At 57.7% G+C, this 25,050-nt stretch carries 17 protein-coding genes and 2 pseudogenes; 3 read left to right on the forward strand and 16 right to left on the reverse strand.

Features of this window, described 5'->3' with window-relative positions; translation table 11 throughout:
- Positions 1–25: 25 nt before the first annotated feature.
- The 3 genes and pseudogenes from KBY08_RS09130 to KBY08_RS09140 all read right to left on the reverse strand — a co-directional run.
- A pseudogene (locus KBY08_RS09130) lies at positions 26–696 on the reverse strand (helix-turn-helix domain-containing protein); the annotation flags it as partial.
- 96 nt (positions 697–792) lie between these two features.
- The gene (locus KBY08_RS09135; protein ID WP_024641217.1) at positions 793–1,398 is read right to left on the reverse strand and encodes a LysE family translocator; all 606 of its coding nucleotides are present in this window, start codon (positions 1,396–1,398) and stop codon (positions 793–795) included.
- Positions 1,399–1,646: 248 nt separating this feature from the next.
- Positions 1,647–2,822, reverse strand: a complete 1,176-nt coding sequence (locus tag KBY08_RS09140) for an efflux RND transporter periplasmic adaptor subunit (protein WP_024641218.1) — start codon at positions 2,820–2,822, stop codon at positions 1,647–1,649.
- Between the two features lie 763 nt (positions 2,823–3,585).
- Here KBY08_RS09140 and KBY08_RS09145 point away from each other — a divergent pair.
- On the forward strand, positions 3,586–4,374 hold the full coding sequence (locus tag KBY08_RS09145; protein ID WP_024638706.1) for a helix-turn-helix transcriptional regulator: 789 nt from the start codon (positions 3,586–3,588) through the stop codon (positions 4,372–4,374).
- Between the two features lie 1,050 nt (positions 4,375–5,424).
- Positions 5,425–6,279 (forward strand): helix-turn-helix transcriptional regulator, encoded by an 855-nt coding sequence (locus tag KBY08_RS09150; protein WP_110392563.1) that lies wholly within the window; start codon positions 5,425–5,427, stop codon positions 6,277–6,279.
- 427 nt (positions 6,280–6,706) lie between these two features.
- Here KBY08_RS09150 and KBY08_RS26730 read toward each other — a convergent pair whose 3' ends face one another.
- Positions 6,707–6,844 (reverse strand): zinc-binding dehydrogenase, encoded by a 138-nt coding sequence (locus tag KBY08_RS26730; protein WP_225651143.1) that lies wholly within the window; start codon positions 6,842–6,844, stop codon positions 6,707–6,709.
- A complete protein-coding gene (locus KBY08_RS26735) occupies positions 6,808–7,158 on the reverse strand; it encodes an alcohol dehydrogenase catalytic domain-containing protein (protein ID WP_371834292.1) in 351 nt (116 codons plus the stop codon). Before KBY08_RS26735 ends, KBY08_RS26730 begins: the two co-directional genes overlap by 37 nt.
- Before the next feature lie 202 nt (positions 7,159–7,360).
- On the opposite strand from KBY08_RS26735, the gene KBY08_RS09160 reads away from it, so the two are divergent.
- Positions 7,361–8,479 carry a metallophosphoesterase gene (locus KBY08_RS09160; protein WP_111522169.1) on the forward strand — a complete coding sequence of 373 codons (1,119 nt, stop codon included), beginning with the start codon at positions 7,361–7,363 and terminating at the stop codon, positions 8,477–8,479.
- A gap of 24 nt (positions 8,480–8,503) precedes the next feature.
- Here KBY08_RS09160 and KBY08_RS09165 read toward each other — a convergent pair whose 3' ends face one another.
- The 11 genes and pseudogenes from KBY08_RS09165 to KBY08_RS09210 form a co-directional block, all read right to left on the reverse strand.
- Positions 8,504–14,341 (reverse strand): DUF3320 domain-containing protein, encoded by a 5,838-nt coding sequence (locus tag KBY08_RS09165; RefSeq protein ID WP_111522170.1) that lies wholly within the window; start codon positions 14,339–14,341, stop codon positions 8,504–8,506.
- A 305-nt stretch (positions 14,342–14,646) separates the two neighbouring features.
- Positions 14,647–16,251 (reverse strand): putative bifunctional diguanylate cyclase/phosphodiesterase, encoded by a 1,605-nt coding sequence (locus KBY08_RS09170; protein ID WP_011267806.1) that lies wholly within the window; start codon positions 16,249–16,251, stop codon positions 14,647–14,649.
- 273 nt (positions 16,252–16,524) lie between these two features.
- Positions 16,525–17,034: a methyl-accepting chemotaxis protein gene (locus KBY08_RS26740; RefSeq protein WP_226489189.1), complete on the reverse strand. Its 510-nt coding sequence runs from the start codon at positions 17,032–17,034 to the stop codon at positions 16,525–16,527.
- A 30-nt stretch (positions 17,035–17,064) separates the two neighbouring features.
- Positions 17,065–17,886, reverse strand: a pseudogene (locus KBY08_RS26745) (PAS domain-containing protein); the annotation flags it as partial.
- A 156-nt stretch (positions 17,887–18,042) separates the two neighbouring features.
- Positions 18,043–18,693, reverse strand: coding sequence for an RraA family protein (locus KBY08_RS09180; RefSeq protein ID WP_162496667.1), 651 nt, complete (start codon positions 18,691–18,693; stop codon positions 18,043–18,045).
- The gene (locus KBY08_RS09185; protein WP_054092174.1) at positions 18,684–19,463 is read right to left on the reverse strand and encodes an IucA/IucC family C-terminal-domain containing protein; all 780 of its coding nucleotides are present in this window, start codon (positions 19,461–19,463) and stop codon (positions 18,684–18,686) included. Before KBY08_RS09185 ends, KBY08_RS09180 begins: the two co-directional genes overlap by 10 nt.
- Positions 19,460–20,251 (reverse strand): ABC transporter ATP-binding protein, encoded by a 792-nt coding sequence (locus KBY08_RS09190; protein WP_024641224.1) that lies wholly within the window; start codon positions 20,249–20,251, stop codon positions 19,460–19,462. The genes KBY08_RS09185 and KBY08_RS09190 overlap by 4 nt, the downstream gene beginning before the upstream one ends.
- Positions 20,252–20,261: 10 nt before the next feature.
- Positions 20,262–21,293 (reverse strand): FecCD family ABC transporter permease, encoded by a 1,032-nt coding sequence (locus KBY08_RS09195; RefSeq protein WP_103378042.1) that lies wholly within the window; start codon positions 21,291–21,293, stop codon positions 20,262–20,264.
- Positions 21,286–22,275 (reverse strand): FecCD family ABC transporter permease, encoded by a 990-nt coding sequence (locus KBY08_RS09200; protein WP_024641226.1) that lies wholly within the window; start codon positions 22,273–22,275, stop codon positions 21,286–21,288. The genes KBY08_RS09195 and KBY08_RS09200 overlap by 8 nt, the downstream gene beginning before the upstream one ends.
- Positions 22,272–23,177: an ABC transporter substrate-binding protein gene (locus KBY08_RS09205; RefSeq protein WP_024641227.1), complete on the reverse strand. Its 906-nt coding sequence runs from the start codon at positions 23,175–23,177 to the stop codon at positions 22,272–22,274. The genes KBY08_RS09200 and KBY08_RS09205 overlap by 4 nt, the downstream gene beginning before the upstream one ends.
- Positions 23,167–25,050, reverse strand: coding sequence for an IucA/IucC family protein (locus KBY08_RS09210; protein WP_111522172.1), 1,884 nt, complete (start codon positions 25,048–25,050; stop codon positions 23,167–23,169). Before KBY08_RS09210 ends, KBY08_RS09205 begins: the two co-directional genes overlap by 11 nt.

Consider the following 25,050-nt stretch of genomic DNA (forward strand, 5'->3'; position numbering starts at 1 on the left):
AGCACTTGCGCGCCGGTATTCAGTTCAGGCATTTCAGCCATGGCTGATACCGGCCCTCAATGGATCTGATCAAGCGCCCTGCAGGTAATTCAGTTTGCCATGCGGTACTTGATCGGACAGGTAAAACCTCAAGAGCCCGGGCCGGGGTACTCCAAAGCCCGGGACTGGCGTTGCTCATTACAACAAAACGCCAACGCCTTATTCGGGCGTTCCGGATATACCTACACCAACCTCCCCGGATTCCTCTTCAATACCCGAATCGCTGGATAGTTTTGGCGTGTGCGTCAGGTGCGGCTTTATGTCGTTGGCGGCCCATATGCGCTGGACGCTGGCTGGCGATATGCCGACCAGTTTCGCCATGCTTCTACAGCTCCATCGGGCGTGGCCGATACGCGGCTGGGTGACTTCATCAAGGGTTTGTTTCAAGGCTTCGGCTGGCAGGGATGCCTTGCGGCCTCGTCCAGGAAGATCCACCAGGCCTGACAGGCGTAGCTCTCGAAAACGCTTGCACCAGCGGGTGACTGAAACAACCGATAGCCCGGTCAACCTGGCAATCTCGGTACGAGAACAGCCTTGTGCAGCGAGCAAAATCACCTGCGCCCGGCGGCCTTCGCGAGGGCTGATCGTCGCTGACTTCAATCGTTGACTCAACTCGACTTGTTCCTCGTCACTGAGCACTATGTCTCGATAGCTCACGTGACGACTCCAACAGTGACTAACCACATAAGCACAATCAACGTTAGATACATATTTAAAAGGCGGCGCAGTGACGGAGCACTAACGGGGGGCTGCTCAGGTGAAAATCGTTGTTGCAGCGACATTATACAAAGCAATAATCGCGAACAGTCCGATGATCAGTGAAACCAATCGATTGACTCGATTGCCCGCTATTATCGACGGTAGTTTTCGACCAAAAATGGCACCCAGCGCAACCCATGTCATACCGACAGGAAGAACCACGAGGGAAAAAACTGTCATGAATGAAAGGTAGCTTTCCACGTGCAAAAACGTCCCTGCGGGGGCTATGAGTGTGGCGAAAAACAGCCCTTTCGGATTGTTGAGTGTTGCCAAAAACAACGCGGAGACCGAAATCGGAGAGGGCTTTCCGTCGGGGTCCTGGTGAATCGAAAACCACAGTTTCAGGGAAATGTAGAACAGGAACATCACGGCCAGAACCTTGGTCGTCACCACCACCCAACCATAGTGTTCGATCAGAGCATCAATGGATAACCCCCACGCGCTAATCTGAATCACATAAGCCGCCCATTCGGCAGCGACCAGCTTCAGCGAATACGTACTCAGGCCACGACTGATCCCGGACTGCAGCAGCAGCGAATTGGTCGGCCCCGGCACCAGCAGCACGGTGAGCATTGCAATTGCAACGTAATACATGGTCATGCCCTGTACTCCAAAATAGTTTTCCAATTCACCAGGTTTTCAAACATTAAAACGACAGGCGCATGGGCCAGCGCTTACACCTTCAGGAATTCCCTGAAGCGGGCACCGATTGTTAATCCGCTAGTGACCTTATTTCTAAACGTACGCCCATTTCATTGATCAGACGCTTGCAAGGTGTGCGTTATCGATTTGACGTCGGCTGAAAACTGTCCTTGATCGCTTATTGCCAATACATCCTCGTTCTACCCTTAAACACCTTCCACACCGCCCCGCTCTCCGATGACCACTCTGTCGCCGGCTTTAAGCCCCGAACGTATTTCGACCCTGACCTGGTTATTGATACCCGGCCCTACGTAGGCTGTTCTGATCTCGTTACCTTCACCCAGCACCCTTACACTGTAGGTGCCGTCGTCCCGCCGATCACCCAGTGCGGCGACAGGGATCGTTAATACGCCCTCCTTCGCCTCCAGCACAATTCGCACGTTAGCGGTCATGTTGATGTAGAAGCGGTTTTCAAGGTTGAGGACATCGAAAAGAGCGTTGTAGAAGACGGCTTTGCCGCTTTCGGCTGTTGCTCCGGTCTGGCTTGCAGCGTCCACAGGACCCGGCTCGATCGCCTTGAGGGTGGCGTTATAGCGTGTGTCAGGATCGCCCGGGATAGTGAAGTAAATCGCAAGACCGGGTTTGATCTTGAGCACGTCGGCTTCGGAAACCTGCGCCTTCACGGTCATGGTGTCGAGTTGCGCCATCTTCAGAATGACCGGTGCCGTCTGGTCTGCAATGACTGTCTGGCCCTCCTGAGTGACGATGGCGAGGACCTGACCATCCATTGGTGCGAAGATTCGTGTGTAGTCGAGTTTGATGCGTGCGGCTTCTTCCTGCACGCGGGCCGTGTGTAATTGTGCGGTGAGCGACACCAGGTTGGCGCGTTGGGTCTCCAGCTCGAATCGGGCCTTGTCCTGATCCGCTTTGGAAACCGCCGTCGTAGCGCCCAATTCCTGATATCTACGATCATTCGACTCGGCAAGTTTCAACCTGTGCAGTGTCGCGTCCCGCTCAGCCGTGAGTTGTTCGATCTTGACAACCGCCTGGCGCAGAGCATTTCTGGCGGGCAGTGGATCGATCTCTGCCAACAGCTGGTTTTTTTTGACCTGGTCACCTGGTTTGACTTTCAGGGACTGCAATTGCCCGGAAACCTGGGCGCCAACGTCCACTTGATTACGCCCCTGAAGCACACCCTGTGCGGATACGGCGTACTCAATGTCCGTAACTTCTGCTGCGGCTGATAGAAAGGCAGTCTCTTCTTCTCCGCTGGCGCCCTTATAGAAGGCATAGCCTGCCAGCGAAACCGTCAGATCGATCAGGACGATTCTCAAAAGGATTTTGCGGACATTCAATTTCCGGAAAAAGCCGACCATGCTCACGGTATTCCCCGCTCAATGGGCGTCCCGGATCTCGGATGAATCAACGGATCAACACTTAAATAAAGGGCGTACATGAGAGTCTCTACTTCGATACTACAGCTGTCCTGCGAGGCAGGCGTTCATCCTGCAGCCATGTACTAATGGAAACATCAGGGCCTGTGTGCGTCTGTCCCCGCATTCCGGGACATTGTCGCGGGGCGTCGCCGATTGCTCTATCCGGCTTTTCCGGATGGCGGCCTGGACGAGAACCGATTCCTGTGCGGGCACTGTGGACGGTGCCGCCGGACGGCTGTGTCTGAAACGCAAAAGCGAAATATATTTTGAGCACGCTACAGCGGCCGCGAGAGGCAATAGCGCAGGCGTGAAAACTTTATTTTCGAGACACCCGGCCCGTCATGTATGTCGCTGTAAACGTCGTGCCTGAGTAGTTGCACCGGTGATGTTTCGAAACGGCCAGCCGTAAAAGATCTTTTATTCTGAGACGTTGCACTGAATGTCCTCTTATGGTTTTTGCCAAGTACTAGGTGAACACAGTGGGCGCTGGCGAACCGGCCTGTAGCGAGACGTTTGTCCCCCTTTTCCCCTACAGACTGAGCAGGGTCCCTATGTGTAAATTCTTTAAGGCGCTAGTAATATTGTCCTACAATCAGACAGTATACTCATTACTAGGCAATAAGAGGGCTGCCCTGTATGCGAGGTTGCTTTTGGTTCGGCTGGAGACTAACGCCATGGGGGCAAATGTGTAATGGAAGCCAATCTACAAATGACGGGAAATCAGTCAGCGTATTTTTTGGAACTGGGGAAGTTAATCGCAAGTGTGGGTGATGCAGGATTCGCTGCGAACATGTATCAAATCATCGCGGCCACCGTCCCCATCGATTTCCTTGACCTGAGCGAATGGACGATCGACGAGAATGAAGGAAGCGTTATCAGCATCCAGCCTCTGGGGCAAGAGAACGCCGATCACAAACCGATGAGCCTGACTGTGTCGCAGAACCAGGAGATGCTGCTCGCTCGAATGCTCAATGTGGACGACTTTCTGCTCGTTCATCTGAAACCACTCTGCAGCGTTGGACAGGCCAGCTCTGGTTCGTCGGGTACGTATCACTGCAATCTCGTGTCGCGCAAGTCGAACAGGCGCTATGTCATTTCCTTGCACCGCGATCAGCACCAACGTGACTTTTCACTTCACGAATTATCGTTCTTGAAAAATTTTTCAGAGGCATTGCTGCCCCTGCTGGAGCGACATGCCCAGACGACCCGTACCTTGTGCAATGCGCACGCTGACAACGAAGCCATTACACAGGGCGGCCAGCAGCTTCACCGTGAATTCAACGAAAAGCTGAGCCAGTCGGAGGTCCGGTTGTCATTGCGTGAAAAAGAAATCTGCCTTGGCATTTTGGCGGGTGCGACGGTTCCAGAGCTGGCTGACAAGCTGCACGTCAAGAACAGCTCTATCGAGACCTACCTCAAGCGCGCCGGAGCGAAACTTGGCGTGAAGGGGCGACACGGTTTGGTCAAGTGGATGACAGGCGTATCTCAAATAGCGTGAGCCAGCCTCCACCGCAGAGCGTTGTTAGCCGTTCGATCGACTGGCGGCTGAAGTCAATCTGCACCAGGCGGTCGGCCCAGGCAGCTCCGAGACGACGCTACCCGGCCGCACTGTCAGCCAACGGGCCATCCATCGGCTAAACAGACTGAATCTACTGTTCTGCGGCAAACAGAATTAAACAATGGCTTGTAGAGAAACCAACATAAAATAAAATAGAAAACAAGCGCGTCCTGATGAAGGGTGTTATTGCTCGCATTTCCTATGCACTAACGCAAGGGCTTATTCACTTGCTATCCAGCCCAATAAATAGTAGGTCGCGACGCGCCGGGGCACTCACGCGCTTCTTCCCGATGCGCAGCACATCCAGTAATGCGACGCGGAATGACACGCAGCCCTATAGAAGCAGTAGTGTGAGATACCTCTCTTTTCGATTAATCTTTTTTCATTGCAATTCAGGCGTGAAACATGAACTATATGGTTAGTATTCGGTCATAACGGTCAGCGTAGCTTAATTCAAGCTTTTTGTGACCTATATGATCACCTTAATATAAAAAACGGTGCTGCACGACCCGTATCGCCACGCCCCGTGCGCATACGCCGACAACATGGATAGGGATAGGAGTTGATCGTCATGCCAACGTTACTGCCTGCTTTTACACCGCCACTTCAGGCTGCAGGGTGGCGCCCTCCAGGGCGACTGTCATCAGCCAGTCCGCTAGTTATCCAGAGTGATTCGCATTTCCCGGAGGCGTGCAGGAAATGCCAAACTCAATAAAAATCGATAAAAGTCGCCACTGTTAAACAGTGCAGTGTGTAGGGTTAGCGTTCTCGCTTTTCGTAACGCGCTTGACTTTTTATTATTGTACGCTCCTGGACACCGTTCCTATTTAACTTTCAACCTATTGCTGAACCTTTATAAACTTTGTATGACGATCTACATACAACCTGTTTGCCCACAGGACTCAAAGAATACAAAACACTTACTTATTCATCTGCTGAATCAAGGCTGCGCCTTGGCGTGTCTCTTTATAAACGGAAAAAGGAACCCCGATGAACATGCAACAGCTTTTCCCGCATCTCGGCAAAGTGATCTCCGGTATTGGAAGCCGTCAGTTCGCCCGCTTGCTCCACGAGATGATTACCGCTTCGCTGCCCGTGGATGCGACCCATGTCATTCAGGGACTCAGTCGATCTACGAATGAAGTAACCGGCACTCACGCCATCGGTGTCTTTGGTGGAAATCTGCACCAGGTGCTCAACCCAGGGATCGACAGCAGACGTCTGGAGCCTGTTCTGTTGAGCCCGACGGAGCTGGCAGACACTCGCGTCGACAGATCCATCAGGTTCGAGTCACCCGCCTACAACGCGCAGGAGAAGCCAGGTGAGCTGCACCCTCATGCATCTCTCCCCCAGGTACATCTCGCCTACCCGGGCAAGGGTGAATATGTACTGTCGGTTTATCGGTCACCCTCTGCCAAGGCATTCACCAGTCAGGAGCGCGCCCGTCTCAAGGACCTGTCCTGGGTCGTGTTGCCCATTGTGAAGCAGCATATCGCGACTGTGACGCCTACCCTTATTTCGACAATCCCCTCGCCTGTCACAAAAAGCCTGAAAAACAAAGATGCCATGGAAGGCCTGCGTCAGCGTTTCCTCGGTCGCCTCGAGGCCTCTGCACTGAGCCTGTCTTCGCGCGAAACCGAAGTGTGTGTCGGTCTGCTGGCCGGTCTCACAGTACCGCAACTGGCGGACAGGCTTGATTTGAAAGTCAGCACGGTGGAAAGCTACTTCAAACGCGCGGCGGTAAAAATGGGCATCGCCGGTCGCAGTGCGCTACTTCGCTGGTTGCATGCCGAGCATCACGTGCAGCACTCCATCCCTGTAGAGATGTTTCAGGCAGCTGTCTGAGCAGAAGGCGTCCAATTGCTGTTCCACGTTCGGGGATTCTCCCGCCATGCAGCGGTACGGTCTGTAGATCGGTTGATACCCGTCGCGACCGCGACCGCCGCGCCATCGGGCGTATGCCAGAGATCATCACCGCATCGCTCGACTGATCAACGTCGAGTGTAAACGACCACCCTGTTCAGGCATGTGCGCATCGCCATTCCTTGCGCCCATAAAAAAACCCGCCGAAGCGGGTCGTTTTTCTATCAATACCATTCCAACATCCTGTCAGTAGCCATCCCGGCAATGGTGATCATCCTTGACCTCCGAAGCGCCTCCTGCGCAACGGTTGATGGGTATAGATTGCTACTTCGCGAGCGAGTCGTACAGGGCTGATCCACTCCGGCTCGTGTAAGCCTTTCGCTATAGGTTCAACTACGGCGCGGTGACCTCACCCCTGTTCAAACTCGATCAATACCTTGCCGATGTGCTGCGCGGCAGCGAAATACGCGTAGGCCTCGGGGGCATCGGCGAATTTGAATGTCCTGGCGACTACCGTTGCAATTCCATTGGCCTCGATGGCTTGAATAAGAACTCAGCCAGCGCCACTCCGCCGGTCCCCAGACACAAAACGAGTTCAGCCGGTTTGACCTGGCTGACGCCCTCGCCTACCGCGATGACCTCACCCACGCTTTCGGACATGGGAATGCGCTCTGGTAATTGTCTGGGGCCGTATCTGCCACGCTGGATTTGAACATCCCGGATGATGAGGCTCACCAGGCGCGGCGCCACGATAGTCTGCCCCGGTCCGGCGATTGGCTCGGGCCGCGTGTTCTGCAGCGTGTCGCCTGCACGATACCTGCTCAGCGCTATCGATGTGGGTGCCTGCCGATATATCGACACGTTCAAGCATGGCTCGACAATCGCCGCTCATTACCAGAAACTTGGCAGCTCAGGTCTGCTTGTGTCGGAATTCTGCCTCGGTACGATGATCTTTGGCACCCCGGCCCGGCAATACGCTGCAGTACGAATAGTTCGACCTCATTACTGCCCGTGCCCCTCACGCAGTTATCCACTTCATCGATATCGCCAACGGAGCACGTTAATGTTTCACGTCATGTTCAGCATGCCCTGCCTGTACGTCATCGCCCGATTCCTATGGCCGATGCCCTGGGCGTTATCGGCGAAAATCGCCGTTGCGGTGCTGCTTGTCCTTGCCTCGCAATACCATCTGTATTGCCGGTTTTCCTCCGGCAGCGTGTTCTCGCCGGAGTTTCCACGCTACATCGTGATGCTGTTCAACTGGGCGTTCGGCGCGATCCTGTTGCTGGCGGTACTGCAAATCATTGTCGACATCGGCACATTGCTGACGATGCTGGTGCGCTGGCAGACGCTGAGCATTCCGGCCAATCTGCGGTACTTCATCGGTGTGGCAGCTCTGGTGCTGGCGGCAGTCGGTGTCCAGCAGGCCGTGCGCCTGCCGCCGGTGAAAGACATCCAGATCGCGATTAAAAACCTGCCTCCGCAATTCGACGGCTATAAAGTGTTGCAACTGACGGACATGCACATCAGTCGTCTGTTCGATGCGCCGTGGACGCGTGAGGTCGTCAAGCAATCAAATGCGCTGGGTGTCGATCTGATCGTCATCACCGGCGATCTCATTGACGGCTCGCTGAGCAACCGGAAGCAGGATATCGAGGCCCTGCGCGATTTGCGTGCGCCGGACGGCGTGTACGTCATTCCCGGCAATCATGAGTACTTTTTTGATAACCAGGCGTGGATGCAGCACTTCGTCTCTCTGGGCATGATCCCGCTCGCCAACAGCCACACGCTGATCGAGCACGACGGTGCGCGCATCGCTCTGGCCGGCGTCACTGATGTCACGGCGCCGAAAACCGGCTTCCCTGCGCCAGATCTGCAGAAAGCCATAGCAGGCATCGCGAAAGACACTCCGATCATCCTGCTCGACCATCAACCCAGAAACGCGGAGGAAACAGCGACCCACGGCGTAGCGCTGCAACTCTCCGGGCATACCCATGGCGGCATGATCTTTGGCCTTCACTGGCTGCTGGCCCTGGCCAACGGCGGATTTGTGTCGGGGCTTTATGAGGTGGGCGGGATGCAACTGTACGTCAACAACGGCACCGCACTCTGGCCGGGGTTTGCCATTCGTCTTGGCAAACCTTCGGAATTGACCCGGATCACGCTTCGGCGGGCGCTTTAGCGCCCCATCAGCGGGGCGCTAGCTTTATGCACTGAAGATTCGCTCCATCCGTTCACGCGCAGGTCCTGTGAGGCGCTTTATACCGAACAGTCGAGCAACCTCCAGGGCCTTGTCTTCGGCATCGACATTCGCCGCTGCAATGCTTAATTCTTCAGCAGCAACCTCTTCTATGGCTCGTGTGTCCTCGCTTGAGGCCGGAATCCGGTACGTCGTCCATCCGGCCACGTCGCCCTCCGCGTGCCAGACGAATACCTCGTCAAACCCCGCTTGCTGGACATAATGGTGCTGTTCCGCCAACTCCAGCACGCGGTCTCTGATAAGCCGCCCCGACCGTTGGAAACCATGTACACGCGCAATGCGCTGGACTAAAACTGCATCGAGAATCGGCGCTTCCTGGCGCAGCACCTCTTCAATGAGCTGGCGAAGTACCGGCGTGTAACCAGGCAGGTGAAACTGGTCGGCCTGGATCAATGGCGCAAGGGCAGAAAGGTCGGCTATGCGATAGATGCCCTTCTGCCCCCCTGCCTCAGGTGGAAGGCCATGAGACCGCGCTATGCGAATCTCACCCGTCTCCGCCGACAACTCACTGATTGGGGCAGCCAGTTCTTCAGATGACTCGCCACTGATGCGGGGACCGTTAGAAAAGTCTATGACGACAGGCTCGGCCGTTGGCGGCTCTGTTATCCGATGGTCCTCTGTTTCTGCCCGGGATTGCGCCAAAAGATCGTTCAACGCTGCGTTCAGCCTCTGCAATGCCCCTTCCTTGTCCACCCACCATTCCGTGGACCATAGCCGCACCAGACTCCAGCCGAGGCCACTGAGAATTGCTCCGCGGACCTTGTCCCGATCCCGGGCAGTGGCGGCGCTGTGATAGGTAGCGCCATCGCATTCGACGCCGGCCAGATAGTCACCCGGACGATCCGGATGGACAACTCCCAGATCAATGCGGAAACGAGAGACTCCGATCTGCGGAATCACTTGCCAACCGAGGCGCCGTAGCCCTTGAGCGACTGCTTCCTCGAACGGCGAGTCATAACCACCGACCGAGCCCTGTACCGCCTCGGCCAGGGCTTTTGGTCCGCGCTGGGCGAATTCTATGAAATGCTTCAGATCACGGACTGCACGGGCATTGGTCCGGTTCAGGTCGATCATTGACGGGTCAAAGGATGAGAACACCAGCATTTCCCGGCGAGACCGTGTGATGGCGACGTTCAGCCTGCGCCAGCCGCCGTCCTTGTTGAGGGGGCCGAAGTTCATGGACATGACCTGCGCACCCGGCTCGGTAGGACCGTAGCCTATCCCGAGCATGATCAGATCGCGCTCATCACCCTGGACTGTTTCCAGATTCTTGACGACCACCGGCTCGGTCTGTGTGTCCTGAAAAAACGGCTCGATCTGCGGGTATTGCTTGCGGGCGTTGTCCAACAGGTCATTGATCAGTTTTTGCTGGTCAGCGTTGAGCGTGATGATACCGATCGAGTGGCCAGCAGCCACGAACGCGGGATCGGTAAGGCGCTTGACTGTCTCGCTGACAATGGCTTCGGCTTCAGCCTGGTTGTAGCGCCCTTTGCCCTTTGCATAAACACCTTCAACCCGGCGCCACTCCACAGCACTTGCGCGGGTCTCTGCTGCCGGGAAGGTGATGAGATTACTGTCGTAGTAACGGTGATTGGAGAAGGCAATCAGGCTTTCGTGGCGACTCCGGTAGTGCCAGCTCAGACTGTGACTTGGCACCCCTGCTCCCAGGCACTCGTCCAGAATACTTTCCATGTCTTCAGCGGTATCGTCGTCGCTGGCATTCGGGCCACGGTTGAAAAAGTTCGTCGGCGGCATTTGACGCGGGTCGCCTGCGATAACGACTTGCCTGCCTCGAGCTATCGAACCGATCGCGTCCCATGGAGCGATCTGCGAAGCCTCGTCGAAAATGACCAGATCGAATGGCGGTTGATCAGCGGGCAGGAACTGCGCAATCGACAGCGGGCTCATCAGCATGCAAGGCGCCAGACGATTCAGCGCGTCGCCCATTTCAACAGCCAGTTGCCTGACAGGTTTGTGACGGCGGGACTTCTGCAATTCATGCTTGAGAATGGCAAAGCCGCTGCTCTTGGGTATGTCATTTTTGGAGGGGATCAGGCCACAGAGTTTCGCCCGGATATAACGCACTGTCAGCTTCGCCATTTCGTCGTCCAGGCGAACGAAAGCGCCGATGTCGCTCATGTGTTCGGCAGCCACGAAATTCCTCAACAGCGGTTCACCGTCTATGCCTTGCGTGGCGAACCAATGGGCATAGGCCGTGATGAAGGTTTCCTCGCTTGCAGCAGGTGACAGACTCCCTGCCTCGAGAGCACGGGCCAGACTTGCCAAACCAGCCTCACCTGCCTGCTCGCGAACCCGGCACCAATCGCACCATGCCTTGAGTTGCTCCTCCTGTTGCTGGATCGACAGCGAAGTAGCTCGCAACGCGCCAACGCTCGATTGTGTATCTGGACCGGCTGCAGACAATTCGGCAAACAGTCGAGCGGCGTCTTCGTAGCGAGACAAAGCCTGTTGCAAGGCTGATAACGCGACGCCGATTTGCCCGCCCGGCGCCAACATTTCATTGGCCTCAACGACCAGGCGTGCGACTGCGCTGCGCAATGAAACGAGGTGGTCCGGTGATTCGGCCAGGCCGCTCATCAGCCCGCGCAGGTTTTCGGCCAACGAGGCTGCACGAAATATCTGTGACACGTCACTGCTCAGGCCTTGCCAGCCCGGGATCGACTGCAGACCACCGGCCAATGTATCCAGTTCGTTCAGTTGCGCGTGCAGGCGCTCGAAAATCGCCAGGTCGCCAAGCGTGTCCGGCAGACCTGCTGCGCCACCTGAAGAGGCCAGTTTCTTCGCGACCTTTTTCTTGGCGAAAGTCGCCAGGAACCAGAACTTTCCTTCGGCATCTCGCCATTCGCTGCGCATCGCCTCAACGGGAATGCGACGACAGGCTTCGTCTGCATAATCCAGCGACAGACCTTCCTCAAGCTCTCGATAGCTTTCGATTAACTGGCACGCGCGCCGGGCTGCTGCGATACGCGCGACGGCATCGGGTGCAGAAGCAAATGAGAGGTTCAGTCCATAGGACTCCACGACCAGAGTCGCCAGTTCATCAAGATGCTGAACCTGCGCCACTTCAGCTACAGGCAAGTTCAGGTGCGTCAGGCCAAGAAGCTTTTCACTCGCCGCATTCAACGCGTCAAGGGCCTGCGGCAGCTCACGTGCGGCATTCGCAATGTGTGCCTGCCAGGCGTTCGACCACTGGGTCTGCGCCAAGGCGCCGAATTTGCCTGACAGATTACGTGCGGCATCACCGTTCAAGCCTAACCGACGCGACAGATCCAGCAACTGGCTGTACTCGTCAGCATCATGTTGCGTGCCTGATGGCCAGCTCAGCCTGGGTGTTTGAGGGCCATGATCACGCACCACACGACCAATCGCCTGATGTAGGGAGAGCCCGTTGCTCCAGCGTCGGTGCAGTACCTCGACCAGTTCGTTGAGTCGCGAACGCAGCGTCTGCAAACGAGTGGCTTCACGCTCCCATTCCTCGGCGCTCAATGCGTCGCTGACGTCCCAGGCGCGGTCCAACTGCTTCAGCACTTCAACTTTGGACGCCTTGCTTGAATGCAGCTCCAGGCAAAACTCGCCAAGCCCCTTCTCTGCCAGGCGACGGTAAACCACGTCCAGGGCTGCGCGCTTCTCTGCCACGAACAGTACGCGACGACCCAAGGCCAGATTGTGGGCAATCATGTTGGCAATGGTTTGCGACTTGCCGGTTCCCGGTGGCCCGTCCATGACAAAGCTGTGAGTACCGGCAGATGCCACCACGGCAGATAACTGCGAGGAGTCGGCGGGCAACGGAGCGAAAAGCATGGCGGGCGTTACTGACGAGTCCAGCTGCTCTGGTCTTGGAAACTCGTCTGAGCCGGAGAAGCCCTCATCTTCCTCAGAGGGGGCCAGCAAATGCTTGACCAAAGGGCTTTGCAGCAGCTGTGCTGCGTTGGCATTCAGGTCTTTCCACATCAGGTATTTGGCAAATGAGAAGGTGCCAAGAACGAGTTCGGTGCTCACCTCGAATCCTGGCACGTCACGCACTGCTCGCCGCACCATGTTCCATATGCCAGTCACATCAATGCCGCTTTCATCACTGGGTAGTTCGCCATCCAGCTCGGGAATCAGCAACTCGAAATCGTGCCGCAGCAATTCAAGCAGCGTAAGGTTGAAACGCGGTTCTTCATCAAGAAGACTGAGCGTCACCCCGGACAAGGCACTTTTACGTTCAAGTTTTACCGGCAGCAAAATCAGGGGTGCGGAGTAGGTTTTCGGGTCGTCGGCACTCTTCTTCCACTTGAGAAAGCCGATGGCCAGAAACAGCGTGTTTGCACCGCCCTCTTCCAGATCGCTACGCGCTTTGCGGAACAGATCGATCAGGGTTGCTTCAAGTTTTACCTTTTCCAGAGTAGCGAGCACTTCGCCGCGAGCCAGAGCCTGACGAGCAACTTCGTCGACCAGATTTTCATTATTCTGCTGCTCGTACAGGGCCACATCCCGGCCACTGCTTTTTAAGTCAGGTACTGACACGATGCGAATGCGCTGGCCACTGGAAAGCAGATCTTCAAGCACTGCCGGATCCGGGCATATCAGTCGCACGCCCTTTGCGCTGTCCGGAAGATGCAGGAGACGATTGCGAGTCGTCAGATCGAGGAGTTTACGTTGCCACAGCGTCAGTTTGCCGGCCGGACCTTCGCTGTCAGTATTAATTTCGACATCGAACCCCGGAAGCGCCGGAGCCTCCTCCAGCCCTTCAATAGTGGGTGGAGCATCGGCTGTCTCATCCGATCCCTCGGTGACTGAGACGAGCGCCATCGGACGAATCTTCTGCATCCGGGCACGGTGCAAATCGATGGCCATGATGAACTGCTCATCATCGAGCTGACGCTCGGCGGCTGTAATCGCCTGGGAAAAGCCCGGCGCAGGTGTTTGTGTAGAAAGGGTGGTTTCGAATACCACCATCTCCTTCAGATCCAGGCGTTTGCGTACTGCCGACGCCTCATCGGTCAACAATTGGGAAAACTCTTGAGGCTGCAACCAGACGCCTGCGAATGCGTGCCCCTTGGTCATGATAAGCAGGGCATTCAAGCCTGCCTGCTCCAACGCCGCCGCAAACAGCAATGCAGTGTCCAGACAGGTCGCTACGCCGTTTTCCAGAACCACACTCGGAGGCCGGACCTTCTGGCCCTGTTGCTCAAAGCTGGCCGGGGGCAATGCATAGCTCAACTGAAAGCTGCACACTGCGGACCAAATGGCAGAGGCAAGCTCCCAGGTTCGTGTGCGCGACTTGCTCTCATAGCCGTCAATGCCATCTTTCTTGCCCGCGCGCCGCAAAACCTGTGAGGCCGCTTTGAGTACGCGATCCACCGCGGGATCATTGGGCATGCAGAAAGCCGCAAGCAGCTCCGGCATGGCGCTCAAGCCGCCCCATTCTGTGCGCGCCAGCAGTTCTGTCGGGAAGCGCTGCTCGACGAGTACGTTGTCGCCCTGGGAAAGGCGCATCACCACGTCAGCGCTGAGGCTTTCAGTCAGCCCGGACAAATAACCTGCGTTAAGCTTGATATCACGCTCGGAAATGCTGAGGCGATCACCGGCATGAATGCGGTCTATACGCCAAGTGCGGCTCTCTACGAAATCCGGGTCGGTGCTTAAGGTCAGGGTCAGGTTTTCAAAACCGCTTTCTTCCTGGTTCCAGATACTCAATTCACGTACCAGCGGTACGGCGTTCTGGTGGGAGGCGAAACCGATCTTCCGGGCGATCAGCGCCTCAATCTTGATGTTCATTCACGGGCTCCTGCAGATGCGAGCGCTTGCCTTAGAGAGGCAGCCAAATGGGCATATAGTCCATGAGTCATCGACAATAAGGAATGCTTATATCTGAATCAGGCACCTCACCCGCATCAGGAACTCACATTGACGCTATCAGCGCCAATCCCGATCACAGTTCCTCGACGGCGCTGCAACTCGCTGCACTGGCAGAAAGCCGCAGGTTTTAGTGAGCGACAAGTATCAGAGAAACGCTTATCGCCTCCGGTGAATCTAAACTTCCGCATTGAAGTTCGAGAGCGCCGACTTGAAGCTCATGCCCCTTATTTTCCAGGAACCGCCAATGCCCTCACCGGCCCTTCGGAACCACTCATTGCCAGTAGCTCTTTCACCTGGGCCAACGGCAACGGTCGTCCGAACAGGTAGCCTTGGGCAAAGTCGCACTCATGGGTGGCCAGCCAGTCTGCGAGCCGTTCGTGCTCAACGCCCTCGGCGGTGATTTTCATGCGCAGGCTTTTACCCAGAGCGAGGATGGCCTTGACCATCTCGTTCTGGTTCTCAAGCGCCGTGTCGAAGAACGATCTGTCGATCTTGATCTTGTCGATGGCCAGCCTGGTCAGATGATAAAGACCTGAATAGCCGGTACCGAAATCGTCCAGAGCGACGCTCACGCCCATCGCGCGCAGACGCTCCAGATTCAGGCGGGCACTGTCGACATTGGCGACCAGTGCGTTTTCCGTCACTTCCACTTCCAGCCGACTCAGCGGAAATTTTCCTTCATTGGCCAGCTGTTCCAGCCAGTCAGGAAAGTCGGGGCTTTCGATCATCAGTGAGGTAACGTTGATCGCCAGCGTAAAGTCGCTTGGCCAATCGCGTGCCTGATCGAAGGCTTGAAGCAAAAGGGTCGCGGTGAGTGGCTTGATCAGCCCCAACTGTTCTGCCACGGGTATGAAGTCAAGCGGCAGGATGATCCCGCGCTCGGGATGCAGCCATCGCGCCAGCAGTTCGAACCCCGCCAGGCGTTGCTCGGGAAGGCTGACGATAGGCTGATAGAACGGTTGAATATCTTTCTCTTCGATAGCCAGGGTGAGTTCGCGCGCGAACTGCTCCTGCAGACGCTGCTCGCGCTCGAAGCTGACTTCATAGAAATGAAACCTGGCTCGGCCACCGGCTTTACCGCGGTACATGGCGCTGTCCGCACGTTGCAGCAAGAGGTCGGGGTCTGAGCCGTCCATTGGCGCAATGGCAATGCCGAGGGTCGCACTCAGGGCCACACGCGGCAGGCCAACGCTGGATGCTGCGATTTTGGCCAGAATGTTTTCAGCGAGCGGCGCCAGTTCGGCATGACTGAAGTCACCACTGACCGCCAGACCGAACTCGTCGCCGCCCAGTCGAGCCACGGAAGCCTGCCACCCGACAGTGGCGTCGCGCAGGCTTTCGGCAACGGCGCAAATAGCCGCGTCTCCTGCCGCATGCCCGTGGGTATCGTTGATCAGCTTGAATTTATCCAGGTCGATCAGAAAAACCGCCGTCTGTGTCGCTGGTTGCTGCAACCGCGCAACCAGTTGCTCGTGAAACACACGCCGATTGAGCAAGCCGGACAATGGATCGTGGCGGGCCAGAGATTCGCTGAGCGCCTGTGACTCGAGCAAGTCGTTGTAGCTGCTATGGAGTTGTTGCATCAGGCGTTTCAGAAGAATGAACGGTATAACCATCGATAACACGGCAAAGCCTGTCGAGGTCAATACAAAACGCCAACGCTCGGCATTTTCGAAGTCCTGGTCATAGGGCAAGCCCATTGCGGCCATGGCGAGGGATTCAAGTTCGAATTCCCACGCGATTGCCAACAGGAAAATAGAGAGCACATAAAACCACAATACGGTGTAAAGGTACTTACGAACCATGTGTGGGCTGCGCAGGAAAGTCATAGTTACAATGCTCGAAATGACGGCGGGTGCAACGGTTATAAGCAGCGTATCGGTAGCCGGCTATCAGTCTTGAGGCTGTAGCGTGGTGATTTCGATAGTGTTCGCCTTGCGCGAGTGCTGTCCCATGGATTTAATAAAACACACTCATTTAAAACGTCTATAAGCAGGTAGCGCTGCGACCATCAGTACACTTCCCTTCCTGTTTGACTGCGCAGTGAGTGACTCAGCGCAGAACACTTTTAGCGTCCCCTGAGTCACTCCGACTGCTCGCACTTAACTGGAGCGCTGGTCCACAAACCGGCTGACTGCCCGCACTACCGTGTTCGCGCCGTGCTGGATTTCCTGAATCACACGGTCTGCGTCATTGGCCAATACCAGTGCCTCGGACGCCTGTTCGGTGCTGCGCACAATCACGCCTACCGCGTCGGACGCCAGGCTTTGGTTGGTCTTCACGACGTTTACGATCTCTTCCGCCGCTTTTGTCGTGCGAGAGGCCAGTTGGCGTACCTCGTCGGCCACTACGGCGAAGCCCCTGCCCTGTTCGCCGGCCCTGGCGGCTTCAATCGCTGCGTTCAGCGCGAGCAGGTTGGTTTGTTCGGCAATGCCGCTGATGGTCTTGATGATTGTTCCAATCACCTGACTTTGCGAGTCCAGTGCTTCGATGCCTCGTGTGGCCTCTTCCATTGAAATGGTCAGCTGGCCGAGCATCTGCAGCGTGTCCTTGATAACTTTGCGGCCTTGCTGTGCGCTGCTGTCAGTATCGATAGAGGTTTGATAAGCCATTTCCGATGCTTCGGCGACGGCTTTCTCGCGCTCGACCTGTTCAGTGATCACAGTCGCGAACTTGGCAATTTTATAGAGTTTGCCGTTGGCGTCGGTAATCGGGTTGTAAGACGCCTCCAGCCATACATCACGACCGCCTTTGTCAATTCGACGGAAACGATCGACGATAAACTCACCCCGGCGCAGCCTTTCCCAGAATTGGGTATACGCGTCAGAGGCGGACTCTTCAGGCACACAGAACATCTTGTGATGCTTGCCTTTTATCTGATTCAGCTCGTAACCCATCGCCCTCAGAAAGTTGTCGTTGGCGCTGATGACAGTGCCATCGAGGGTGAAGTCGATAACAGCGGTGGAACGTTGCAGCGCATTGACCAGGGCCTCGTTCTCGCGCGAGGCTTCAATGGTTCGCGTCAGAACACTCGAGTACAGAGTGATCTGCTCGACGCCGCCGGTTTCATTTTTATAGGGTACGACGATGGTTCTCAGCCACACCCTCGATCCGGTCTTGCTGACCAGGCGCAACGTGCCGCTGAAATGCTTGCCGTCGCGAATCGCGGTCAATGCGCGCTTCTGGTGAACGTCACCGCTCAGTTCCGGCGGGCTCAGTTCAGACAGGCTGCGCCCGACGAGCTCTGCCTGTGCGTAGCTCATCTCCGTCTCGAACAACGCGTTGACGGTCTGTATTTTGCCCGTGCCATCCAGCACGACGGCGACTGTCTCCAGATTGAGGATTTGCCCTGCTTGCTCAAGCATGGCAAGGCGGCGCTCCAATGCCTTGTTGGTATTTTTCAAATGCGAATTGAACATTGCGGCTATCCGGGACAGTTTGGGTTTGCAATCTGCATCGGTCATGGAACCGCAATCTTGAGCGGTGCAATCGAACTTAATACGAAAATAGCCTGCCTGTTGTCTGATTGTGACTATAGGATCCAAAAGTTATAACTATTGATCAGTCGACAGTGGTTATATTCATGAATCACATCAAACGCGCTGTTTCAGGTTTCATTATCACTGTTGAGTTCTGCTGACCGTGTTCTCCCCATTCAGTCTGCCGAGAAACTCTTCCCTTCTTTTTCGGTCCGCACTCTCCTTGCCAAGCAATTCGGGCAACAGTTCGTTCGCCTGTTGCGGACTCAGAATAAATACCCCGTCATCATCCCCGACGGCGATATCTCCCGGCTTCACCTCCACGCCGCCTATATTGATCAATCCATTGAGCTCGCCGCTTTCCCCGAGACTGCGCGTCGTCATTGCGCTGATGCCACGGCTGAACACGGGCAGGCGATGTTCGCGCAAGGCGGCAACGTCGGTGACCGCGCCCGAGACGACGACGCCGCCAAGCCCCTTGATAAGCCCGGCCAGAGTGCGCAGTTCGCCCCAGCAGGCGCAATGCTCGTCGCCGACACATTCAATCACCAGTACATCGCCGGGCAGGCTGTTCAGCAGTGCATCGCGCAGAATGCTACCGTCGGGCAGCTGCAGTTTGACCGTGACAACGTTGCCGACCAGTCTGGCCCCCTCGAACAGCGGTCTGATCCCGCGCAGGTAACCCACGTCGGTCAGATGGCCAATGGTTGACGCGGCAATCTCACGGTATTGCTCTATGACGGCGTCGCTGAGTTGTTGCTGGCGGTGTGCAATCTGCTTGTTCATCGACATTTCTTGGGTCTCAGTAACGGACAGGTTGAGCAATACTCGACGGGGTTGCTGGCGTCGTAATAGAAGCAGCAGGTGCGCCGAAAACGGATGCTTTTGCCTTCGGCTTCCAGCACAACCGTCGGACGGCGGAAGTGTTTCAGCGGGTTGTAGGTCAGGCCGAACAGCGTGGGATCGGCCTGGTGCAGCAGCCAGTCGAAATCGGCTTCACAGCGCTGCCGGATCGCCGGGTCTTCAACCTTGTCCATGCGCTTGTCGTACAGCGAATACACGCGTACTGCGGTGTTTTCCCACAGAATGCGTCGGGAAATGCCAGTGACACGGTTGAAGGTTTCCCACAGCGGCTGAAGCAGGTCACGAAACAGCGTGGCAACGACAGCATCACGCCACGCCTCACGAGCGCCCGGTTCATAACCCACAGGCGTTGTATCGAGCAAAGGCATTGAAGAGGTCCAAAGGCCGTCATCGTGCGCGTATTCGACCACGCTGTTGTCCAGCGACAGGGCCAGGCCCTTGTCGTAGACCGACATCGCGTACAGGCAGGCACCGGTGCTCAGGAAGGAAAAGCGCTTGGCCAGCAACGATGCGGTGATTGCCTGGGTCGGAGAACCGATCACCGGCCCCAGCTCGCCAAGCAGTTGCTCGCAGACTGCGTCGTCCAGCAGCGCGCGGGCCGGCAGTGAGCGCGGATCGTGTTCACCTGCCGGCCTGAGTCGCAGCGCCCCGGACAGCAACGCCCATTCGGATTCGCTGAACGCCTGCGCCAGACTCATTGCGGCAGTTCCCGGCCAAAGGGAATGCACAACGGCGTACCAAAGAATGGATCGGCGATGATCCGGCAGTTGAGGCCGAAGACCTGCTTGACCAGCGCCTCGCTGAGGATATCCGCCGGACGCCCCTGGGCGAAGGCGCTGCGTTCGTGGACAGCGACCATATGATCGGCGTAACGGCAGGCCAGATTCAGGTCATGCAGGACCATCACGATGGTCTTGCCCTCTCGCCGATTCAGGTCGCGCAACAGGTCCAGCACTTCGATCTGATGAGCCAGATCGAGAAAGGTCGTCGGCTCGTCCAGCAATACAATGTCGGTATCCTGCGCCAGGGTCATGGCGATCCATGCCCGCTGACGCTGACCACCTGACAGGGCATCGACGGGTCTGTCAGCCAGTTCCTGCATGCCGGTCTGCGCCAGAGCCCGTGCGACCATGGCTTCATCCTCGGCGGACCATTGCTGCATCCAGTTCTGATAGGGATAACGCCCCAGCGCCACCAGTTGCCGCACGCTGATGCCTTCCGGTGCGCTGGGCATCTGCGGCAGAATCGCCAGTTCACGCGCGACGGTCGCAGTGGACTTCTGATGGATGTCGGCACCGTTGAGCACGACGGTGCCCTGCTGGGGTTTGAGCAGGCGCGCCAGGGATTTGAGCAAGGTGCTTTTGCCGCAACCGTTACTGCCGATCAGCACGGTCACCTGGCCTGCGGGTAACTGCAGATCAAGGCTGTCGATGATCACCTGCCGCTGGTAACTCAGGGTCAGGTCGTGGGTTGCGATTGACGCCATCCGTAATTCCTTAATGCCGCTGGTTGATCAATAGGTACAGAAAAAACGGTGTGCCCAGCACCGCGACAAAAATCCCTGCGGGCAGATCCAGCGGCAGGAACAGCGTGCGTCCGGCCAGATCGGCAAGCATCACCAGATTGGCACCGATCAACGCCGCCATCAGCGCTTGCCCCACGAACCCCGGCGGCATCAGGCGTTTGGCGATATGAGGCGCGATCAGCCCGACAAAGGCAATCGCCCCGCCCCACGCGACCGCCAGCCCGGCCAGCGCGACGCTCACCAGCAGCAAACCGGCGCGCAGCCATTGCACGCGCACGCCGATGCCCTGGGCCAGCGCGTCATCCAGTTGCTGCATGCGCACCTGACGGGCGAGCAGTGCCAGCAGCGGCAATGTCATAAGCAGCCAGCCGGCCAGCGCGCGGGGCTCTGGCCAACTGGCACCATACACGCTCCCGGTCAGCCAGACATAAGCCGACAAGGTGGTGGTCAACGGGCTGAACACCAGAATGAACGTGGTCACCGCAGCCAGCAGAGCCGACACCCCTACCCCGATCAACACCATGCGCAAGGGTGAAGCGCCCTGATTCCAGGCCAGCAGATAAATGACCAGTGCCGCGAGGCCTGCGCCGGAGATCGCCGCCAGGGGCAGAAACTGCGCGCCCAGTGCAGCCGAGAAGAATGACAGGTACAACACGGCGGCGGCGCTGGCACCGCTGGTGATGCCTAACAGATCAGGTGAGGCCAGCGGGTTGCGAATGATGCTTTGCAGGATCAGTCCGGACACCGCCAGGGCCGCGCCGACCAGGGCGGCCAGGGCCAGCCGGGGCATGCGCAGCTGTTCGACGATGAAGACCAGGCTGGCATCTGCCTGACCGGTAAAAACACTCAGCAGGGTCGCGGGCGACAGATTGATCTTGCCCACGGCCAACGAGCTCAGTATGACCAGCAGCGTCAGCGCCAGGCCCGAAAGCAAGCGCGTCAATGCGGTCAGGCTGAACTGCCGGGAAAAGCTCCGGTAGCGCACGGTGAAATGCTTATCCATAGCGCGCGCCCCGCCGAACCAGTGCAATGAAGAACGGCGCACCAAACAGAGCCGTCATCACACCCACCGGGACTTCCTGAGGGACAATCACGACTCGCGCCAGCGTGTCGGCCAGCAACAACAGCGTCGCGCCCAGCACTGCGCAGCCAGGCAGCAGCCAGCGATGGTCGATGGACAGCGTCTTGCGCACCATATGTGGCACCAGCAGACCTATGAAGCCGATACTGCCCGCCAGCGCCACGGCGCTGCCTGCCAGGGCAATGATTACCACGCTCATCATCAGCCGAATCAGCCCCGTACGCTGGCCCAGCGCCGTCGCGATGGCTTCCCCGGTGTTGAGCACGTTGACCTGCCCCGCCAGCACCAGCGCGCCGGCAAGCCCCATGACCACGCAGACCAGCAACGGCGCAGCGGTGCTCAGTTCGCGCTCCGACAGGGAACCGGCCAGCCAGAACAGCACAGTGTCCAGACCGTCCTGATTGACCACCAGCAAGGCCTGGCTGAACGCGGTGAACAAGGCGGTGATCGCTGCGCCGGCCAATACGATGCGCAATGGATTGAGGCTGCCCTGCCCCCGGTTGCCGATGACCCAGACAATCGTGCCCGCCACCGCAGCGCCGATGAACGCGCACCACAGCCACTGGCTCATGGACGACAGTGAAAGCAGCGACGAACAGGCGATGATGGCAAACGTCGCGCCGGCATTGATGCCGAACAGGCCAGGCGACGCCAGCGGATTGCGCGTCAGCGCCTGCATCAGTGCCCCGGCAACCGCCAGACTCGAGCCTACTGCGACGGCCATCAGGGTACGTGTCAGCCGTGTGTCGAGCAGCACGTGCTCGATAGCGCTCAGCGCATCGGGCTGCCAGACACTCCGCACGATGTCAGCGGGCGATATCCAGGTGGCCCCGGTGGCCAGACTCAATCCCATGCACGCTACCAGTATCAACAGCCCCAGGCCCAGTTTTGCCGCAGCCGTCATGAGGCGCTATCCGCCAGGGCCACGCGAGCGACCTCATCGAGCATGCGGTTGGCGCCCAGAATGCCGCCGGACAGGCTCCAGGCGACGGCGTCGACGCGCCATACCTGGCCATCCCGTGCTGCGCGCAACTGTTGCCAGAACGGGTTCTGTACCAGTTTGTCGTAGGTGTGCTGCGCGGCATTGCTGTCCGCACGCTGAAAGACGAAGAACAGGTCGGCATCGACCACAGGCAAACTCTCTTTACTGCTGAGTTTAAGGGAAACGCCGCTGGCTTCGCGGGCCGCGGGCGTCCAGGCAAAGCCCAGCTCACTGAGCACCGAGCCGGCAAAGCTGGCCGGCAGATAGCTACGGATATGGTCTTCGCGAATGTCGAGCACCGACACAGTGATCGGCCAGCGTCCGGCGAACTTCGCCTGCAACTGGCCGCGCACCGCTGCCACACGCTGTTGCCATTGCCCGAGCAGGTCCATGGCCAGTTGTTGACGTTGCAGGGCCACGCCCATCATTGCCAGGGTGCGCTTGAACTCGAACACCTCTTCGAGCATCAGCACCATGCCGATCTGCTCCAGCAACGGCGCGATGCGTTGATGACGAAAGCGTGAAGCGACGATCAGGTCCGGCTTGAGCAGCACGATATCTTCCAGGCTCGGCTGGGTTTCCAGACCCACATGCGGTACCGCTGCCAGCGCCGGGCGCAGGTAGCGATACATCGGTTTTTCGCTCCACGAATCCACCACGCCGCAAGGCGTAACGCCCAGGGCCACGGCAGTGTCGGACGCCCCCTGAAACAGGGTGACAACGCGCAGCGGCGCTGCCCGGGCAATGCCAGGCAGCGCCAGTAACCCCAGTGAAAGGCGCAACACTGTGCGCCGCGAAGGATGCAGGGTTCGGTCAGGTTGCACGGCGCAACCTGTGGAACGGGTTGACCACTTCGCCCTTGCCGAACGGCATGCTGCCCGGACCGCCCGCGCGCTCGATCATGGGCGTCAGCAGAAGTTTCTGCGGCCAGTTGGGGGCTTCGAACAGTTGTTGCCTGATCATGCCACGCGCCTCGTCGTCAAATTCGATGGTTGTGATCAGATTATCCAGAACATCGCGCAATACGGTCCACAGCGCAGTGACCGGTACGTCATACACTTGCGCCAGAGTATCCATGATTGCCCGCACGTTTACCTGAATACCCAGCGTCTGCAGCCAGAACAGCAAGTCCTCGGGGCGGTCATGATAAAGCGTATTGGCATGCCCTTTCTTGATTCGATACTCCGGGTCGTGCATGCCGTTGCGCTCCAGCCAGGGCACGAAAATACGCAACGAGTCGTGGTCACGCAACAGCAGCCCTTGCGCCTGTCCGGCTTTCCAGACCATGACCGCGTTCTGGCCATGCACTTCGCCGAGCATGCCCAGGCGGAACATGCGCAGGTTGATATCGAAAAAACTGTGGCTCAGTTCGCGAAACAGTGTCAGTACCGAAGCCTGATTGCGCGGCAGGTCGCGGTAGTCCATCCACTCATCGAAGAAATGCCGATTGCTCCCCGGTAGCGGTGTACCCAGTGCCGCCATGGGCAGCAGGCGGCACTCCGGATCATCGAGCAAGGCGGCCGGATAGCCGCGCACCATCGCCGAAAGATGCCGAGGCCCTTCGTCGAACAGCGTGGCTTGTGGCGGCATGAATGCCCACCATTTGCGTTCGTCGCACAGGTGTAGCGAACGGCTCAGAGTTTCATCCTTGTCGACCACCTGACGCAGCAGTTTCTCGCTTAGCCCGCCGTTGATCATTTTGACCGCTGGCAGATAGCGCGAAGCGCCGAGCGAATAAATCGCCATGGGCAGCTTCAGGTAGTCTGCGCTGTTGAAGCACGGTGTCATCGAACGCAGCGACGAAGTGGCATGGACCTGCGCCTGATTGAAATCAAGCCGCTGGCAATCGCCCTTGGCGAACGCGTCGCCCAGCTGGACCTGCAAGACATGCTCGAACTGCCACGGGTGAACCGGCAGCGCAACGTGGCTGCCGGCAATGCCGCGCGCCTGCATCTCCTGGTCAAGCTGCGCTTGCAGGTTCTCGGGCAGCAGATAGCGGGCCGGAAAGGATGCATTCAAATCCTCCACGCCGTCGCCGCATTGCAGCAAGGTCTTGTCGACAGCCACCCAGTTCAGCGCTACCGGCCGGGCGAACTCGGCCTGGTACTGTAAGTATTCCTGTTCGTTCAAGCCTTGTTTGGCCTTGGCCAGCGGGTGATACGGGCGATCACGCAGCGACGCCCACTGCTCCATGGTTCGGAAGAAGGTAGCGCCGTCCTGAGCCATCAGGTTCTGCTCGTCGACCTTGTGATCCAGCGACAGCGCGGTCTGCCAGACACTGATGCGCAACACTTCCAGAAACAGCGCGATACCCTTTTCGTGGTCCTGGCGCTCGCTGTCCTGAAGCAGCGTCGCCTTGCCGGCGAACACCCACTTCATGAAGTCTTCCGGTGACAACTGCGTCCAGCGCTCGTCCTGGCGGCCCAATACCGGCGTGCCGGGCACTTTTTCCCATTGCTGGGTGATACCGGCGCGCAACGCGATGCTGATGAAGCGTTGCTCCGAATCATCGCAGCACCACTCCCAGATTTGCTGCACGCTGCCCTGCTCTAACAATTGCGGAGCCTGTGGATGGCGCAGTTGCCATTGGCTGCTGTCCTGCAGGCGCAGTGGCTCGCGGCCAAAGAAATCTTCAGCCAGCAGGCAATCGACCAGATCCTGCATGACCAGGTCAGCGGCGAGTGAAGTGAAGTTCAT

It is taken from the genome of Pseudomonas sp. P135 (assembly GCF_020312125.1).
Classification (GTDB): domain Bacteria; phylum Pseudomonadota; class Gammaproteobacteria; order Pseudomonadales; family Pseudomonadaceae; genus Aquipseudomonas; species Aquipseudomonas fragariae.

Coding starts and splice junctions, on each gene's coding strand:
- KBY08_RS09135 (WP_024641217.1), bottom strand. CDS start 1,398: ATGACCATGTATTACGTTGCAATTGCAATGCTCACCGTGCTGCTGGTG.
- KBY08_RS09145 (WP_024638706.1), top strand. CDS start 3,586: ATGACGGGAAATCAGTCAGCGTATTTTTTGGAACTGGGGAAGTTAATC.
- KBY08_RS09150 (WP_110392563.1), top strand. CDS start 5,425: ATGAACATGCAACAGCTTTTCCCGCATCTCGGCAAAGTGATCTCCGGT.
- KBY08_RS09160 (WP_111522169.1), top strand. CDS start 7,361: ATGTTTCACGTCATGTTCAGCATGCCCTGCCTGTACGTCATCGCCCGA.
- KBY08_RS09165 (WP_111522170.1), bottom strand. CDS start 14,341: ATGAACATCAAGATTGAGGCGCTGATCGCCCGGAAGATCGGTTTCGCC.
- KBY08_RS09170 (WP_011267806.1), bottom strand. CDS start 16,251: ATGACTTTCCTGCGCAGCCCACACATGGTTCGTAAGTACCTTTACACC.
- KBY08_RS26740 (WP_226489189.1), bottom strand. CDS start 17,034: ATGGCTTATCAAACCTCTATCGATACTGACAGCAGCGCACAGCAAGGC.
- KBY08_RS09180 (WP_162496667.1), bottom strand. CDS start 18,693: ATGTCGATGAACAAGCAGATTGCACACCGCCAGCAACAACTCAGCGAC.
- KBY08_RS09185 (WP_054092174.1), bottom strand. CDS start 19,463: ATGAGTCTGGCGCAGGCGTTCAGCGAATCCGAATGGGCGTTGCTGTCC.
- KBY08_RS09190 (WP_024641224.1), bottom strand. CDS start 20,251: ATGGCGTCAATCGCAACCCACGACCTGACCCTGAGTTACCAGCGGCAG.
- KBY08_RS09195 (WP_103378042.1), bottom strand. CDS start 21,293: ATGGATAAGCATTTCACCGTGCGCTACCGGAGCTTTTCCCGGCAGTTC.
- KBY08_RS09200 (WP_024641226.1), bottom strand. CDS start 22,275: ATGACGGCTGCGGCAAAACTGGGCCTGGGGCTGTTGATACTGGTAGCG.
- KBY08_RS09210 (WP_111522172.1), bottom strand. CDS start 25,050: ATGAACTTCACTTCACTCGCCGCTGACCTGGTCATGCAGGATCTGGTC.